Genomic DNA, 14412 nt, shown 5'->3' with positions numbered 1-14412 from the left:
GCTGCGCACCGCTTGCGATAGGGCGGGGGCATGTTTGATGTCGTAGTGATCGGTGGCGGTCACGCGGGAACCGAGGCCGCCGCAGCGGCCGCGCGCCGGGGCGCGCAGACGGCCCTTTTGTCCTTCGATCGTCATGGCCTGGGCGCCATGTCCTGCAATCCGGCGATCGGCGGATTGGGGAAGGGCCATATCGTTCGCGAGGTCGACGCCTTTGACGGGCTGATCGGTCGCGCGGCGGATCAGGGCGCGATCCACTATCGGATGCTCAACCGGAGCAAGGGGACTGCGGTACAGGGCCCCCGCGTCCAGGCCGACCGGCGGCGCTATGCCGGGGCGATCCAGGCAATGCTCGCGGCGCAACCCGGCCTGACGATCGTCGAGGGCGAGGCCGAGGCGCTGGTGCTGGAGGGCGGTAGGGTGGCCGGCGTGCAGCTGGCGGACGGCTCGGTGCTGGCCTGTCGCGCGGTGGTGCTGGCGACCGGGACCTTCCTGGGCGGACGGTTGTTCCGAGGCGAGGAGCGGCATCTGGGCGGCCGTATCGGCGAGCGCGCGGCGACCCGCATGGCCGAGCAGTTGCGTGGCCTGGGCCTGCCGATGGCGCGGATGAAGACCGGCACGCCGCCGCGTCTGGATGGGCGCACCATCGATTGGGCCAGGCTGGACGAGCAGCCGTCCGACACCGATCCCTGGACCATGTCGCCGATGACGGCGGCACGGCCGCTGCCGCAGATCGCCTGCGCGATCACCCGGACGACCGAAGAGACCCATGCGATCATCGCGGCGGCCTTTCACCGCTCGCCGTTGTTCACCGGGGCGATCGAGGCGAACGGCCCGCGATACTGCCCGTCGATCGAGGACAAGATCAAGCGCTTCGCCGACCGCGACAGCCATCAGATCTTCCTGGAGCCGGAGGGGCTGGACGATCCGATCGTCTATCCCAACGGCCTGTCGACCTCGCTGCCGACCGATGTGCAGGCGGCGATGATCGCCTCCATGCCGGGGCTGGAGCGCGCGGTCATCACGCTGCCCGGCTATGCGGTGGAATATGACCATATCGACCCGCGCGCGCTCGACGCGCGGCTGGCGCTGGGCGCGCTTCCCGGCGTGTTCTGTGCGGGCCAGATCAACGGCACGACAGGGTATGAGGAAGCGGCGGGGCAGGGGCTGATCGCCGGGCTCAACGCGGCGGCACTCGCCTGTGGGCTGGACCCCGTCATCCTCGACCGCGCCTCCAGCTATCTGGGCGTGATGATCGATGATCTGGTGTTGCAGGGCGTGACCGAACCCTATCGCATGCTGACCGCGCGCGCCGAGTATCGGCTATCGCTGCGGGCCGACAATGCCGAGACGCGGTTGGGGGACATGGCCGAGGCGGCGGGATGCCTGTCGCCCGAGCGGCTGGCGCATCGGCGGCGGCGGCAGGCGCAGCAGGCGACCCTGCGCGACCGTTTGGCGGTCATCCGCACCGCCTCCGATCTGGCGCGCAGCGGAGCGGCGATCGCGCAGGACGGCGCCCGCCGGTCCGCCTATGAATGGCTGCGCTTCGATGGCGTCACGCTGGCGCATGTCGCGCCCGAGGCGGCCGAGGGGTGTGACCCGGCGGTCGTGGCCGAGACGCTGGAGGATGCGCGCTATGCGCCCTATGTCGAGCGCCAGGCCGAGGAGGTCGCGCGGTTGCGCGCCGACGAGCAGATCCTGTTGCCCGCCACGATCGACTATGCCGCCATCCCCGGTCTGTCGCAGGAGATGATCGACCGGCTGGGTCTGGCGCGTCCCACGACGCTGGCCGCCGCATCGCGCATTCGCGGCATCACTCCTGCCGCCTTGTCGGCGGTTCTTCTCCACGCACGAAAGATGGCGGCATGACCGAAGACCAGGCCCGCGACTGGGTCGTCGCGCGTTTCGGGGCGGAAGCCGCCGACCGGATCGACCATTTCCTCAATCTGGTGGTCGTGGAAAACGATCAGCAGAATCTGATCGCGCCTTCGACCATCTCCACCATCTGGTCGCGGCACGCGCTCGACTCGGTACAGCTCATCCCGCTGGCGGATCGGCCCGATGGCCAATGGGTCGATATCGGCACGGGGGGTGGCTTTCCCGGCATGGTCGTGGCGCTGGCCTGGCCAGGCAAGGTCGCACTGGTCGAGCCCCGCAAGCGTCGCGCTGATTTCCTGCGCGACTGTGCCGAGACGTTGGGAATTGCCGACCGGGTCAGTGTCCATGCCTCCAAGATCGAGGCGGTGGAGATCAAGGCGGATATTATTTCTGCTCGCGCCGTGGCGACAGTCGAAAATCTTTTGCGCGCAGCCGCCCATTGCGGCAAACAGGATACGCGGTGGCTGCTCCCGCGCGGCCGCCTGGACGAGCGCGAAATCAAGACCCTCAAGCGGCACTGGCGCTTCGTGTTTCACGTGGAACATAGCATCACCTCGGCGGACTCGTCGATCGTGATCCTCGACCGAGTAGGGGCCCGATGATCTGCGTTGCCATCGCGAACCAGAAGGGTGGGGTGGGCAAGACCACCAGCGCCATCAATTTAGCGACCGCGCTGGCCGCCACCGGGCTGCATGTCCTGCTGATCGACCTCGATCCGCAGGGCAATGCCTCGACGGGGCTGGGCATTCCCAACAGCCAGCGCATGTTCTCCAGCTATCACGTCCTGCTGGGGGAAGCGCGGATCGACGATGCGGTCGTCCATACCCAGGTGCCGCGCCTCGACGTCGTGCCTGCGACGGTCGACCTGTCGGGGGCCGAGCTGGAGCTGGTCGATTATGAGAATCGTACCCATCGGCTCGATCATGCGATGCGCCGCTCGCAGGGCAATTGGGACATTGTGCTGGTCGACTGCCCGCCCTCGCTGGGGCTGCTGACGATCAATGCGATGGTAGCGTCCGATTCGCTGTTCGTGCCGCTGCAATGCGAGTTCTTCGCGCTGGAGGGGCTGTCGCAGCTTTTGACCACGGTCGAGCGGATACGCGCGCGGTTCAATCCGGGGCTGGCGATTCTCGGCGTGGCTTTGACGATGTTTGACCGGCGCAACCGGCTGACCGATCAGGTGTCGGCGGATGTGCGCGCGGTTTTGGGAGGTGTGGTGTTCGATACGGTGATTCCGCGCAACGTCCGGCTGTCGGAGGCGCCCAGCCATGGACTTCCTGCGTTGATCTATGACCATCGCTGCGTCGGCAGCCAGGCCTATATTGCGCTGGCCCGCGAACTGATCGCGCGCCTGCCGCTGACCACCCAGCCGGGAGCGGCCGCGGCATGAGCACGGAAACGGCCAAGCGCCCGCGTCCCGGCCTCGGGCGTGGACTGGGGGCGTTGCTCGGTGACATTGCGCGCGAGACGCCGATCCAGCCGGGCGATCAGCAAATACCCGGTGGCGTGCGGATGCTGCCCGTAGGGGCCTTGTCGCCGCATCCCGACCAGCCGCGTCGCCATTTCGAGGAAGCCGCGCTCGACGAACTCGCCGCCTCGATCGCGGCGCGCGGGCTGATCCAGCCGATCGTCGTGCGTCCGCATGGCAAGGATTATCAGATCGTCGCGGGCGAGCGCCGCTGGCGCGCGGCGCAGCGTGCCCGGCTGCACGAGGTGCCCGTCGTCGTCCGTGACTTTGACGACGCCCAGACGCTCGAGATCGCGCTGATCGAGAATATCCAGCGCCAGGACCTCAATGCGATCGAAGAGGCGCAGGCCTATCAGCGGCTGGCAGGCGAGTTCGGCCATACCCAGGAGGCGCTGGCCAAGATCGTCCACAAGTCGCGCAGCCATGTCGCGAACCTGCTGCGCCTGCTCGAACTGCCCGAATCGGTGCAGAAGCAGGTCGTCACCGGCGCCCTGTCGATGGGCCATGCCCGCGCGCTGCTGGGGGCGGAGGATGTCGAGGCGCTGGCCGATCAGGTGATCGGACGCGCGCTGAGCGTGCGCGAGACCGAAAAGCTGACCCGCGAGGCCAAGGGCGGTGGGCGCAAGGCGGCGGCGGAGTCGGACAAATCGGGTCCGCGCGGCAACGGGATGGACGCGGCGGATGCCGATATCGCGGCGCTGGAGGGCCAGCTCGCCGATCTGCTGGGCCTGTCGGTGCGGATCGCGCATGGTGAGAAGGGCGGCACGCTGACCCTCAGCTATTCGACGCTCGATCAGCTCGACATGGTATGCCAGCGCCTGACCGGTGAGGGTATTTGAAAGGGGGACGCTGGTCTGTTCCGCAGACAGGCGCAACTCGCTTTTGATTTCTGAGTGGGGTGTGGGCCCCGCTTCGCTCAGCCTGAACGGGTGTTGGTAAAGATCCCCAAGCCCCGTTCAGGCTGAGCGAAGTAATCACCCCCGCCGGGCAATGCCCTGTGCGATGATCGTCGCTTCGGCCTCCGCCAGCACGGCACCGGCATTGCCCGGCGCCATCACCGCCCGCTCCGCCGCGCGAATCCGAGCCAGTGCGCGCGCCAGCATCGCCGGGGTCCAGCGGCGCAACGCCTTGGCGGTGCGGGCCTCGTCGCGAAAGAAGACACGGTGTCGCTTCATCACCGCGTCGACCGGCTCGCCCTTGTCGATATCGGCGCGCATTTCGGCCAGCGCGACCAAGCGGCGGGCCAGCGCGCGCAGCCAGGGGATGGGGGAGGCGCCACCTTCGTCCAGCAAGGCCAGTTCGCCACCCAGATCGGCGACGCGGCCCTCGACCACCGCTTCAACCGCATCGCCCATCTCGACCTCGCCCAGATCGGCGCCGATGGCATCGAGCGCGCCATGGTCGATCTCGCGCGTGCGATCGGGGGCGGCGTCGGCATAGAGGGCGAGTTTCTCCAGCTCGCGGGTCATGACCGAGCGATCGGCCGCGGCGGCATCGACAAGCCGCGCCGCCACGCCCGCCGCCAGCCGCAGCCCCATTTCGCCCGCCATCGTCGCCGCCAGCCGCTCGGCATCCGCCGCCGTGGGGGCGTAACAGCCAAAGGCCATGGCGCGCGGCGATTCCAGCGCCAGCTTGACGATCTTGGCGGTCGTCTTGACCGATGGGGCGATGGCGACGACCGGATTGCCCGCCGATTCCGCTTCGAGCAGCGCGGTGAACGCCGCCAGCCCTTCCTCGCCGACACTGGCGATGCGGATATGCCGGGGCCCGCCGAACAGCGACAGCGCGGCGGCTTCGTCGGTCAGGCGGGCGGGATCGCTCTTGAGCGTCGCCGAATCGAGATCGATCCGCTCGGCATCGCGCCCCATCGCATTGGCCAGCAACCGGGCCAGTTCGGCGGCCCCCGCCTCGTCCGGCCCGTGCAACAGATAGAGGCGGATGTCGGGCGAGGGGCGGCCCAGCGCCTGGCGAATCTGGTTGGCGCTGGCTTTCAAGAGAGGGGGGCCTTCACAGCGATCGCGCCGTCACGGCCGCGCGGGGGCCATCGCCTCGCCGGGGCGCGACCGGGCATAGGTGGCCAGCCGCGCGACGATTTCGTCCGCGACGATCACCGACAGCCGCTCCAGCGCGGTATTTTCCGCCGCGATGGTGGCATATTCGGACCGGACCACGTCGATCCCGGCATCCGAACCGGCGGTGGCGTCGACCAGCACCGCATTGCTCGTCTGGTCGACCAGTTGATAGCGCGCGCGCAGGATTCGCCGCTCGCGCACCACCGAGTCGTCGCGCCGCACGCCAAGCCCGCGAATCTGGTCGTCCAGCTTCACGTCGAGCCGATAGCGCGCATTCCCGGTCTTGCCGCCCAGCCGGTCGTTGAGTGCATTGGCCATCAGCCAGCCCGCCTTCCCCTGAATCGGTGCGACCTCGATCTGCGACAAGGCGGTCGCGACCGAGCCCGAGCCGCCCCCCGCATAAAGCGGATGCAGCCCGCAGCCCGACAGGCCCAGCGTCAGCGCCAGACCGGCGGCGATTTGACAGAAGAGGGGCAGGGGAAGGGGGCGGGTCATGCGACGATATTCACCAGACGGTCGGGCACCACGATCACCTTCCTGGGCGTTGCGCCGTCCAGCGCGCGGACGATCTTGTCCGACGCCAGCGCGGTCGCCTCCAATACGTCCTTGGGCAGCCCCTTGGCGACGGTCAGCGTGTCGCGCAGCTTGCCGTTGACCTGTACCGCGACGGTGACCTCGTCCTCGACCAGCAAGCTCTCATCGACCACCGGCCAGGCGGCGTCGGCGATCAGGCCGTCCTGGCCCATCCCGGCCCAGGCTTCCTCTGCCAGATGCGGCACCATCGGCGCGACCAGCAGCATGGTGGTGCGGATCGCTTCGTTGCGCGCGGCCGACGGCTTGGCCTTTTCGATGGCGTTGACCAGCTCGTACAGCTTGGCGACGGCCTTGTTGAAGGCTAGCGCCTCGATATCCGCCGCGACGCCCGCGATCGTCTGGTGCAATTTCCGGGAAAGCGCCTTGTCCTCGCCCTCGGCGGTTTCCGAGCCGTCGAACAGGCGCCACAGCCGCTGGACGAAGCGCCACGACCCCTCGATGCCTGATTCGGACCAGGGCAGATCGCGCTCGGGCGGGCTGTCGGACAGCATGAACCAGCGCACCGCGTCCGCGCCGTACTGATCCACAATGGGTTCGGGATCGACGGTGTTCTTCTTGGACTTGGACATCTTCTCGACGCGGCCGACGGTGATCGGCTGTCCAGTCGCGATCTCGATGCCGTCGCGAATCTCGCCTGGCGCGAGCCAGCGGCCGTCCGACGACTTGTAGCTTTCGTGCGTGACCATGCCCTGGGTGAACAGGCCCGCAAAGGGCTCCGCCACGTCGATCAGGCCGATATGCTTGAGCGCGCGCGTCCAGAAGCGGGCATAGAGCAGATGCAGGATCGCATGCTCGACGCCGCCGATATATTGCCCGACCGGCAGCCACTGTTTGACGACCTCGGGATCGAACGGGCGATCCTTGGGCTGGCTGGCGAAGCGGATGAAATACCAGGACGAATCGACGAAGGTGTCGAGCGTGTCGGTCTCGCGCCGGGCGGGCTTGCCGCAATTGGGACAGTCGACATTCTTCCACGTCGGATGCCGGTCGAGCGGGTTGCCGGGGACGTCGAAGGTGACGTCCTCGGGCAGCGTCACCGGCAACTGGTCCTTGGGGACCGGCACCGCGCCGCAATCCTCGCAATGGATGATCGGGATCGGCGTGCCCCAGTAACGCTGGCGACTGACGCCCCAGTCGCGCAGGCGGTACACGGTCTGGCCCTGGCCCCAGCCTTCGCTCTCGGCGCGGGCGATGACGGCGGCCTTGGCGGCCTCGACATCCAGCCCGTCGAGCGGGCCGGAATTCACCAACTGGCCGGTGCCGGTATAGGCGGTGTCGCCCTCGAACACCGGGGCGGTCGTGTCGCCATCGGCGACGACGCGGGTGACGGACAGGCCGTATTTGCGCGCGAAATCCAGGTCGCGCTGGTCATGCGCGGGCACGCCCATGACCGCGCCCGTGCCATAGTCCATCAACACAAAGTTCGCGATATAGACGGGCAGCGTCCAGCCGGAGTCGAACGGGTGCAGCACCTCGTACCCCGTGTTGAAACCGAGCTTTTCCTGGGTTTCCAGTTCCGCTGCCGTCGTGCCGCCAGCCTTGCAGCGTTCGATGAATGCAGCGGCGTCGGGATTCCATTGGGCTACTTCGCGCGCGATCGGGTGATCCGCCGCGATGGCGACAAAGCTCGCCCCGAAGATGGTGTCGGGGCGGGTCGAATAGACCTCAATGGCTTCGGCCAACGGCGTGAGCGGCGCAAAGCGGAACTGAAGGCCCTTGCTGCGGCCGATCCAGTTCTCCTGCATCAGCTTCACCTTGTCGGGCCAATGCTCGAGGGTGGTGAGGCCCTCCAGCAGCTCGTCGGCGAAGTCGGTGATCTTGAGGAACCACTGGTTCAGCTTGCGCTTCTCGACCAGCGCGCCTGAACGCCAGCCGCGTCCGTCGATCACCTGTTCGTTGGCGAGCACGGTCATGTCGACCGGGTCCCAATTGACCGCCGATTCCTTGCGATAGACCAGGCCGCCCGCATACAGGTCGAGGAACAGCGCCTGCTCATGCCCGTAATAATCGGGCTCGCAGGTCGCGATCTCGCGCGTCCAGTCGAGCGCAAAGCCCAGCCGCTTCAGCTGTGCCTTCATCGTCGCGATATTGTCGCGGGTCCAGCCGCCCGGATGGACGCCCTTTTCCATCGCGGCATTCTCGGCGGGCATGCCGAACGCATCCCAGCCCATCGGGTGGAGCACCTCATGCCCGATCATCCGCCGATAGCGCGCCAGCACGTCGCCCATCGTATAGTTGCGGACATGCCCCATATGGATGCGCCCCGAAGGATAGGGGAACATCTCAAGGACATAGCTACGCGGCTTGGGGCTGTGATCGTCGGCGGCGAAGGTGCGCCGCTCCTCCCAGATCCGCTGCCAGGTCGAATCCGATTTCAGGGCGTTGAAACGCGAGGCCATTCTTCTCGTCTTTTATCAGTTCGTGATCGACGCACGGCGCAGGTCGCGCGCCTTGGTCAGGATGATGTCTTCCAGCTTCTGGATGGTTGCGGCCTGGACGGGCGCCTCGACCCACTGGCCGCCGCGGTTCACCTCACGCAGTGCGGTGACACGCAGCGCGTCGGCGCGCAGATCCTGGTCGAGGATGGTGACGGTGACCTTCATCCGCTCGGTCGGGACCTGCGGGTTGATATACCAGTCGGTGACGATCACGCCGCCGTTCGAGTCGGTTTCGGCCAGCGGCATGAAGCTGAGCGTGTCGAGGCTGGCGCGCCACAGATAGGAATTGACGCCGATCGTCGTGACCTTCGACGCGGCCAGATCGGCCTGCGGGCGATCCTTCTTGCCGGCACAGGCGCCGAGCGACAGGGCGGCGATAACCGCGAACGCGGTGGCGGAACGGCGAAGCATCGGCATTGTCCTGACTGGGAATAAGGGTTGGCTATAGCCTCTACAGGGGCCCCGCCACCCCGGCAAGCGCCCGGACGATGGGCGGCGTTTCCCCGATTCTGTGGATCGTGCGCAACAGTCGGACAAGATTCGCCCATGGGGGCGTAACAATGGGATCGCTCACCTGCCTTTTCATGTTAGGACGATCCCTACAAAGGGGTTTCCATAAAGGGGTGGACCGTGTCGTTCGGGCGTGTGGTGATCGGAATTGCTATCGGGGCGCTCGCCGCCACGACGGCTCTGGTCGCGCCCGCCATCGGCGCGGTGGAGCAGGGGGGCAAGCCCATCAAGCGCAGCCTGTCGCTGCGCGCCAGCGGCGGCTTCACGCCGGCGGCGGCCGATCCCCGGCTGGCGGCGCTGTTCGCCAAGAGCGGGCTCGACGCGGGCGACCTGCGCTTCACCCCGGCGGAAAGCCAGCGCGGCGTCAGCCGTGCGGTGACCGTCGCGGTGCGTGCCCGGACCAGCCGCACCAATGACGAGCGGATCGCGGCCAACACCGCGCCGACGGTCGGCCTGGCGCCGATCTCCTACAATCTGGGCGTCGCGGTCGGCTGGAAGCGGCTGGCGGTGTCGGGTGACGTGACTCGCGTCGACCTGGCGGGCATGCCGGGCAGCCGCGAGAGCGCCGATGTCGCGGTCAGCTATACCGCGAATCGCTTCACCGGCCGGGTGAAGGCGTCGACCGATCGCCCGATCGACGCGACGGCCAAGCTGGTCGACATGCCGTCCAGCTATTCGCTCGACATGGGCGGGTCCTATTCGCTGACGCGCAATCTCGATGTGACGGCGGGTGTTCGTTATCGCTCGGATCGTGAGCGTCTGGCGCGACTCGACGACGATCGCCGCAACAGCCAGGCGGTGTATCTGGGTACTGCCTTCCGCTTCTAAGCGCGAACCGCTTGGTAGCGAGCAGTTCCGACGCGTCTCTCTAGGTCTGACCGGCTCGCCACTCGCTAAGCGAGCCCACCCCTCACCCAGCTCCGACTAAGCCTTTGCTGCGCAAAGGCCAAGTCTGCGCAACCCTCTCCCCTCTGCGAGGGGTGAGGGAAGAACAGGCAGCGCTGAATGGTGATCGGCCCCAGTTCGTCATCCCAGCGAAGGCTGGGATCTTCGGATTGGCTGTCCCGTCGACGCTTCGGACGACGCGTTATTCTCTGCCCTGCAAATGGGAATGAGAGGGATGCCCTTCTCTCCGCGTCCTCTGCGCCTCTGCGCGAACCAAATCTGAAAGCCACAATGGATCATCGCCAAAGATCCCAGCCTTCGCTGGGATGACGATCATGTGGTGAAGGGGCTCGCTGCGTTAAACCACAACCCAGGCGTCGATCGCGGCCCAACCCTCGAATCGCCCGCGCAACCGGCGGAAGCGTTTCGCCGTCATCCCGCCCAGCGCGATTCGGGGAAGATCCAGCCCCCGCCCGATCCGCGCGGCGCGTGGCAGACCCAGACTCGGCGCGCCGGGATGCGAGCGGGTGGGGAATAGCGGCGATACGAACAACAGGTCGGCCCCGGCCTTCCATCCCGCGACCGCCTCCGCCCGGTCATGCGCGGGCCAGCTCCGCAGACCCGGACCCCGGCCGCGCTTGTGCACTCCGTCGCCGGGCAGGCCACCGCCCGCCACCAGCAGGAGCAGCCCGCGCGCGCGCGCGATTCGGAACACCCGCCGATGAATTGCCCGCCGCGCGGCCGGGGGCGTGGCATGGTGGCGAAAGACCACCCCCGATCCCGGCGGTAGCCGCCGCAAGGCGGACCACAGCCCGTCCCCCAATCGCTCGTCGGTCATCAGCCATGTCTCGGGGTATCGGTCGGCCATTGCGGGCACTATAGCGCGGGGCATGACCGACGATAGCGTTTCCCGCCTCTCCACCGTCTCCACCCAGCTCCAGCGTGCCGCGAAGCTGGGCGATCACCCCAGCCCGACGCTGATCGCGGTGTCCAAGACGCATGATGCCGACACGATCCGCCCGCTGCTGGATGCCGGCCACCGTGTCTTCGGCGAGAATCGCGTGCAGGAGGCGGCGGCCAAATGGCCCGCGCTGCGCGACGATTATGCGGGCGTCGAACTCCATCTGATCGGCCAGCTCCAGTCGAACAAGGCCGGTGACGCGGTCGCGCTGTTCGATGCGATCCACACCGTCGACCGCCCCTCGCTGATCGCCGCGCTGGCCGAGGCGATGGAGAAGAGCGGGCGGCGGCCCGACTGTTTCCTTCAGGTCAATATCGGCGAGGAGGAGCAGAAGGGCGGCTGCACCATCGCGGAGGCCCCCGCCATGCTGGAGACGGCGCGCGCCGCCGGGCTGCCGATCGTCGGGTTGATGGCGATCCCGCCGCACGGGCTGGACGCCGCGCCCTATTTCGCGCTGCTCGCCAAGATGGCGCGCGAGCTGGGGCTGGCAAAGCTCAGCATGGGCATGTCCGAGGATTATGAGGTCGCCGCGATGCTGGGCGCCACCCATGTCCGGGTCGGCAGCGCGCTGTTCGGAGCACGCGGATGAGCCGCTTCGCCGCGCTGCTGTTCGATTTCGACGGCGTCCTGATCGACAGCGAATATGAGGGCAATCGCCACCTCGCCGAATGGCTGACCGCCAATGGCCACCCGCATACGCCCGAAGAGGCGATGCACCATTATATGGGGCTGGCGGGGAAGGACTTCGTCGCGACGATCGAGGCGCGGATCGGCCACACGCTGCCCGAGGCCTTTTACGAAGCGCGCCGCGTCGAGGATGTCCGTGCGATGGAAGAGGGTGTGGCGGCGATCGCGGGGGCGGTCGATTTCGTCCGCTCGCTGCCCGCCGATTTCCCACGCGCGGTGGTGTCGTCCAGCCCGACCGTCTGGCTCGACCGGCACTTGCGCCATCTGGGCCTGCGCGAAGCGTTCGGCGACCATGTCTATAGCGGGCGCGAGCATGTGACGCGCGGCAAGCCCGCGCCCGACCTGTATCTCTTTGCCGCCGACCGGCTGGGCGTGCGGATCGAGGATTGCGCGATCCTAGAGGACTCCCCCGTCGGCGCGACCGGCGCGGTGGCCAGCGGCGGCCATGTCATCGGCATGTGCATGGGGACGCATTGCGGTATCGGCCACGACCAGCGGCTGCGCGAGATCGGCGTCGCGGCGATCGCGCAGGATTATGCCGATGTGCGGCGCGAACTGGGGTTCTGAACCGGCCGTCCCGTTTTCCTGCCCTCCGTTCGCACTGAGCGAAGTCGAAGTGCACGCCCTGCACCGTGCCGTAAGGTCGGCCCATGGCCTTCGACTTCGCTCAGGCTGAACGGAGGCTGGTGACATCAGCCCCGCAAAAGCTGGGATCGTCCGCGCCCCGCACCCACCTTGCTCGAAAGGCCCCAGCCTGCGCCGGGGGGACACATATCAGAGCTGGTGCCCGGTCCGGTCGCGCTTGGTCGCCAGATAGCGTTCGTTGTGCGGATTGGGCGGCAGGCTGTGCGCGACGCGCTCGATCACGCGCACCCCCGCCGCTTCCAGCCCCGCGACCTTGGCCGGGTTGTTGGTCAGCAGCCGCACCTGGTCCTGCCCCATCAGGGTCAGCATCCGCGCCGCCACCCCGAAATCGCGCGCGTCGATCGCGAAGCCCAGCCGGGTATTGGCGTCGACCGTGTCGAAACCCTGATCCTGAAGCTGATAGGCGCGCAGCTTGTTGACCAGCCCGATCCCGCGCCCTTCCTGCCGCAGATAGAGCAGGATGCCCCAGCCTGCCTCGGCAATGGCCTGGATCGCGGCATGGAGCTGCGGCCCGCAATCGCATTTCAGGCTGCCCAGCACGTCGCCGGTCAGGCATTCGCTGTGCAGGCGCACCAAAGGCGGCTGTCCATTGGGCTGGCCGATCTGCAGGGCGACATGCTCGCCCGCCGCATGGGGCGAGCGGAAGGCGACGATCTCGGCATTCTCGGCGCCCGCGACGGGCAGCCGCGCGCGGGTGGCGATGGCCAGCGCCTCGGCATTCTCATGCGCGGCGATATCGGCGAGTGACAGCTCGGCCTCGACCCCGGTCCCGCCGACGAAGAAGGCGGGCAGCATCCCTGCGATGCGCGCGAATCGCACCGCCGCCGCCGCGACCGCCGGATCGGGCAGGGGCAGCGCGCGATAGGGGCCCTTGAGCGGGGTCGCGAGGTCGAACTGCGGATCGGCGAGCGCGGTGGCGGCGGCGAAGTCGATCCACGGCGCGCGCTCGACCAGCACCGCGGCGTCGGGATCGGCGGCGTCGAGCTGGTTGGTCAGCTTCAGCGTCGCGGCCCGCCCCGCCGAGATCAGCACCGGCGCGCGGGCCCCCGGATCAAAGGCGGCCAGCCGCAACGGATCGGCCGTCTCGACCGCGAGCAGCGGCTGGCCCGCAATCGCGATCGGCCAGCCCCGGCGCAGCGCGTCGATCGCGCGCGCGGCGGCCTTGGCATCAGCGCTCAAAAATCGAATTCCGTCATGATCGGGATATGGTCGGAGGGTTTCAGCCAGCTGCGGCACCCCTCGAACACCCGATGCGACACCGCCTTCTCGGCCACGTCGCGCGTCGCCCACATATGGTCCAGCCGCCGCCCGCGATCCGACGCCGCCCAGTCCTTCGCACGGTAGCTCCACCAGGTATAGAGCCGCTCGGGCGCGGGGACGAAGTGGCGGCCCAGATCGACCCAGTCGTTCGACGCCTGCAACCGCGCCAGCGTCTCGACCTCGATGGGGGTATGGCTGACCACGTCGAGCAGCTGCTTGTGGCTCCACACGTCCGATTCGAGCGGCGCGATGTTGAAGTCGCCGGTCAGGATGGTGGGACAGTCGAGCTTGCCCGACCAGTCGATCATGCGGCCGAGGAAATCGAGCTTCTGGCCGAATTTCGGATTCACTTCGCGGTCGGGCACGTCGCCGCCCGCCGGGATATAGACATTCTCCAGCCGCACGCCGTTCGGCAGGCGGATGCCGACATGCCGCGCCTCGGCATTGGCCTGCCAGTCGAGGCGGTCGTCCTCGGTGATGGGGACACGGGCCACGATCGCGACGCCGTGGTGCATCCGCTGGCCGTGGATGATGATGTGCTCATAGCCGAGCGAGCGGAACAGATCGAACGGGAAGTCGTCGTCGACGACCTTCGTCTCCTGAAGACACAGCACGTCGGGTGCGGCTTCCGTCAGGAATTGCTCGACGATGGCGGCGCGGAAGCGCACCGAATTGATGTTCCAGGAGGCGATCTTCACGAGCGCCGATGTAGCGGGGGCAGGGGGGGGAGACAAGATTACCCGATCCCCCATTCCCCCATTCCTCCCCTGCAAGGGGAGGTGGCGCGCATCGCGCGTCGGAGGGGTGTCCCGCTCTCGATAGGGTGACACCCCTCCGTCAGGCCTGCCGGCCTGCCACCTCCCCTTGCAGGGGAGGAATGGGGGGCGTCAAAAAGAAAGGCCCCCGCTCCGGGGGCATGGAGCGAGGGCCGACCTAGCGTTCGTCACGCAGGCGGGATGAGGGTGCCTGTCCGAGCAACAGGGGGGAATCTCGAACACCCCTCAACCGCAAGGCCCT

At 67.8% G+C, this 14412-nt stretch carries 14 protein-coding genes; 7 read left to right on the top strand and 7 right to left on the bottom strand.

Going from position 1 to position 14412, the window contains the following annotated elements; genetic code table 11:
• Positions 1-30: 30 nt before the first annotated feature.
• The 4 genes from mnmG to QE360_RS05895 are packed head-to-tail and all read left to right on the top strand — an operon-like array spanning position 31 to position 4182.
• Positions 31-1866: a tRNA uridine-5-carboxymethylaminomethyl(34) synthesis enzyme MnmG gene (gene mnmG / locus QE360_RS05910; protein ID WP_309700014.1), complete on the top strand. Its 1836-nt coding sequence runs from the start codon at positions 31-33 to the stop codon at positions 1864-1866.
• A complete protein-coding gene (gene rsmG, locus QE360_RS05905) occupies positions 1863-2477 on the top strand; it encodes a 16S rRNA (guanine(527)-N(7))-methyltransferase RsmG (protein WP_309700011.1) in 615 nt (204 codons plus the stop codon). The genes mnmG and rsmG overlap by 4 nt, the downstream gene beginning before the upstream one ends.
• The gene (locus QE360_RS05900; protein WP_307101824.1) at positions 2474-3265 is read left to right on the top strand and encodes a ParA family protein; all 792 of its coding nucleotides are present in this window, start codon (positions 2474-2476) and stop codon (positions 3263-3265) included. Before rsmG ends, QE360_RS05900 begins: the two co-directional genes overlap by 4 nt.
• Positions 3262-4182 carry a ParB/RepB/Spo0J family partition protein gene (locus QE360_RS05895; protein WP_309700009.1) on the top strand — a complete coding sequence of 307 codons (921 nt, stop codon included), beginning with the start codon at positions 3262-3264 and terminating at the stop codon, positions 4180-4182. Before QE360_RS05900 ends, QE360_RS05895 begins: the two co-directional genes overlap by 4 nt.
• A 135-nt stretch (positions 4183-4317) precedes the next feature.
• Here the strand turns inward: QE360_RS05895 and holA are convergent, their stop codons facing one another.
• Genes holA through QE360_RS05875 form a run of 4 tightly spaced genes read right to left on the bottom strand, consistent with a single transcriptional unit; the run spans position 4318 to position 8858 of the window.
• Positions 4318-5337, bottom strand: a complete 1020-nt coding sequence (gene holA, locus QE360_RS05890) for a DNA polymerase III subunit delta (RefSeq protein ID WP_309700007.1) — start codon at positions 5335-5337, stop codon at positions 4318-4320.
• Positions 5338-5367: 30 nt separating this feature from the next.
• Complete coding sequence (gene lptE / locus QE360_RS05885; protein ID WP_307101829.1) at positions 5368-5910, bottom strand: LPS assembly lipoprotein LptE; 543 nt, start codon at positions 5908-5910, stop codon at positions 5368-5370.
• Entirely contained in the window at positions 5907-8408 is a 2502-nt protein-coding gene (leuS, locus tag QE360_RS05880) for a leucine--tRNA ligase (protein ID WP_309700004.1), read from the bottom strand. Before leuS ends, lptE begins: the two co-directional genes overlap by 4 nt.
• Positions 8409-8423: 15 nt before the next feature.
• Positions 8424-8858: a DUF3576 domain-containing protein gene (locus QE360_RS05875; protein ID WP_307101833.1), complete on the bottom strand. Its 435-nt coding sequence runs from the start codon at positions 8856-8858 to the stop codon at positions 8424-8426.
• Between the two features lie 219 nt (positions 8859-9077).
• Here QE360_RS05875 and QE360_RS05870 point away from each other — a divergent pair, with 219 nt between their 5' ends.
• A complete protein-coding gene (locus tag QE360_RS05870; RefSeq protein WP_307101835.1) occupies positions 9078-9785 on the top strand; it encodes a hypothetical protein in 708 nt (235 codons plus the stop codon).
• Between the two features lie 415 nt (positions 9786-10200).
• Here QE360_RS05870 and QE360_RS05865 read toward each other — a convergent pair whose 3' ends face one another.
• On the bottom strand, positions 10201-10710 hold the full coding sequence (locus QE360_RS05865) for a thiamine phosphate synthase (protein WP_309700001.1): 510 nt from the start codon (positions 10708-10710) through the stop codon (positions 10201-10203).
• A 22-nt stretch (positions 10711-10732) separates the two neighbouring features.
• Between QE360_RS05865 and QE360_RS05860 the strand changes: the two genes are divergently transcribed.
• Entirely contained in the window at positions 10733-11392 is a 660-nt protein-coding gene (locus QE360_RS05860; protein WP_309699999.1) for a YggS family pyridoxal phosphate-dependent enzyme, read from the top strand.
• On the top strand, positions 11389-12057 hold the full coding sequence (locus tag QE360_RS05855) for an HAD family phosphatase (protein ID WP_309691373.1): 669 nt from the start codon (positions 11389-11391) through the stop codon (positions 12055-12057). The genes QE360_RS05860 and QE360_RS05855 overlap by 4 nt, the downstream gene beginning before the upstream one ends.
• A 207-nt stretch (positions 12058-12264) precedes the next feature.
• On the opposite strand, the gene ribA is transcribed toward QE360_RS05855, so the two are convergent.
• Complete coding sequence (gene ribA, locus QE360_RS05850) at positions 12265-13314, bottom strand: GTP cyclohydrolase II (protein ID WP_309699997.1); 1050 nt, start codon at positions 13312-13314, stop codon at positions 12265-12267.
• The gene (locus QE360_RS05845) at positions 13311-14147 is read right to left on the bottom strand and encodes an exodeoxyribonuclease III (RefSeq protein ID WP_309699995.1); all 837 of its coding nucleotides are present in this window, start codon (positions 14145-14147) and stop codon (positions 13311-13313) included. The genes ribA and QE360_RS05845 overlap by 4 nt, the downstream gene beginning before the upstream one ends.
• Positions 14148-14412: the final 265 nt, after the last annotated feature.

This window comes from Sphingomonas sp. SORGH_AS_0789 (assembly GCF_031453055.1).
In the GTDB taxonomy this organism is placed as follows: domain Bacteria; phylum Pseudomonadota; class Alphaproteobacteria; order Sphingomonadales; family Sphingomonadaceae; genus Sphingomonas.
Note: the sequence above shows the minus strand (reverse complement) of the source record. Positions and strands in the feature narration are given on the sequence as shown.

What these genes read in the sequence shown, in the direction of transcription:
- mnmG (WP_309700014.1), top strand. Translation starts at nt 31, where the DNA reads ATGTTTGATGTCGTAGTGATCGGTGGCGGTCACGCGGGAACCGAGGCC.
- rsmG (WP_309700011.1), top strand. Translation starts at nt 1,863, where the DNA reads ATGACCGAAGACCAGGCCCGCGACTGGGTCGTCGCGCGTTTCGGGGCG.
- QE360_RS05900 (WP_307101824.1), top strand. Translation starts at nt 2,474, where the DNA reads ATGATCTGCGTTGCCATCGCGAACCAGAAGGGTGGGGTGGGCAAGACC.
- QE360_RS05895 (WP_309700009.1), top strand. Translation starts at nt 3,262, where the DNA reads ATGAGCACGGAAACGGCCAAGCGCCCGCGTCCCGGCCTCGGGCGTGGA.
- lptE (WP_307101829.1), bottom strand. Translation starts at nt 5,910, where the DNA reads ATGACCCGCCCCCTTCCCCTGCCCCTCTTCTGTCAAATCGCCGCCGGT.
- leuS (WP_309700004.1), bottom strand. Translation starts at nt 8,408, where the DNA reads ATGGCCTCGCGTTTCAACGCCCTGAAATCGGATTCGACCTGGCAGCGG.
- QE360_RS05875 (WP_307101833.1), bottom strand. Translation starts at nt 8,858, where the DNA reads ATGCTTCGCCGTTCCGCCACCGCGTTCGCGGTTATCGCCGCCCTGTCG.
- QE360_RS05865 (WP_309700001.1), bottom strand. Translation starts at nt 10,710, where the DNA reads ATGGCCGACCGATACCCCGAGACATGGCTGATGACCGACGAGCGATTG.
- QE360_RS05860 (WP_309699999.1), top strand. Translation starts at nt 10,733, where the DNA reads ATGACCGACGATAGCGTTTCCCGCCTCTCCACCGTCTCCACCCAGCTC.
- QE360_RS05855 (WP_309691373.1), top strand. Translation starts at nt 11,389, where the DNA reads ATGAGCCGCTTCGCCGCGCTGCTGTTCGATTTCGACGGCGTCCTGATC.
- QE360_RS05845 (WP_309699995.1), bottom strand. Translation starts at nt 14,147, where the DNA reads ATGGGGGATCGGGTAATCTTGTCTCCCCCCCCTGCCCCCGCTACATCG.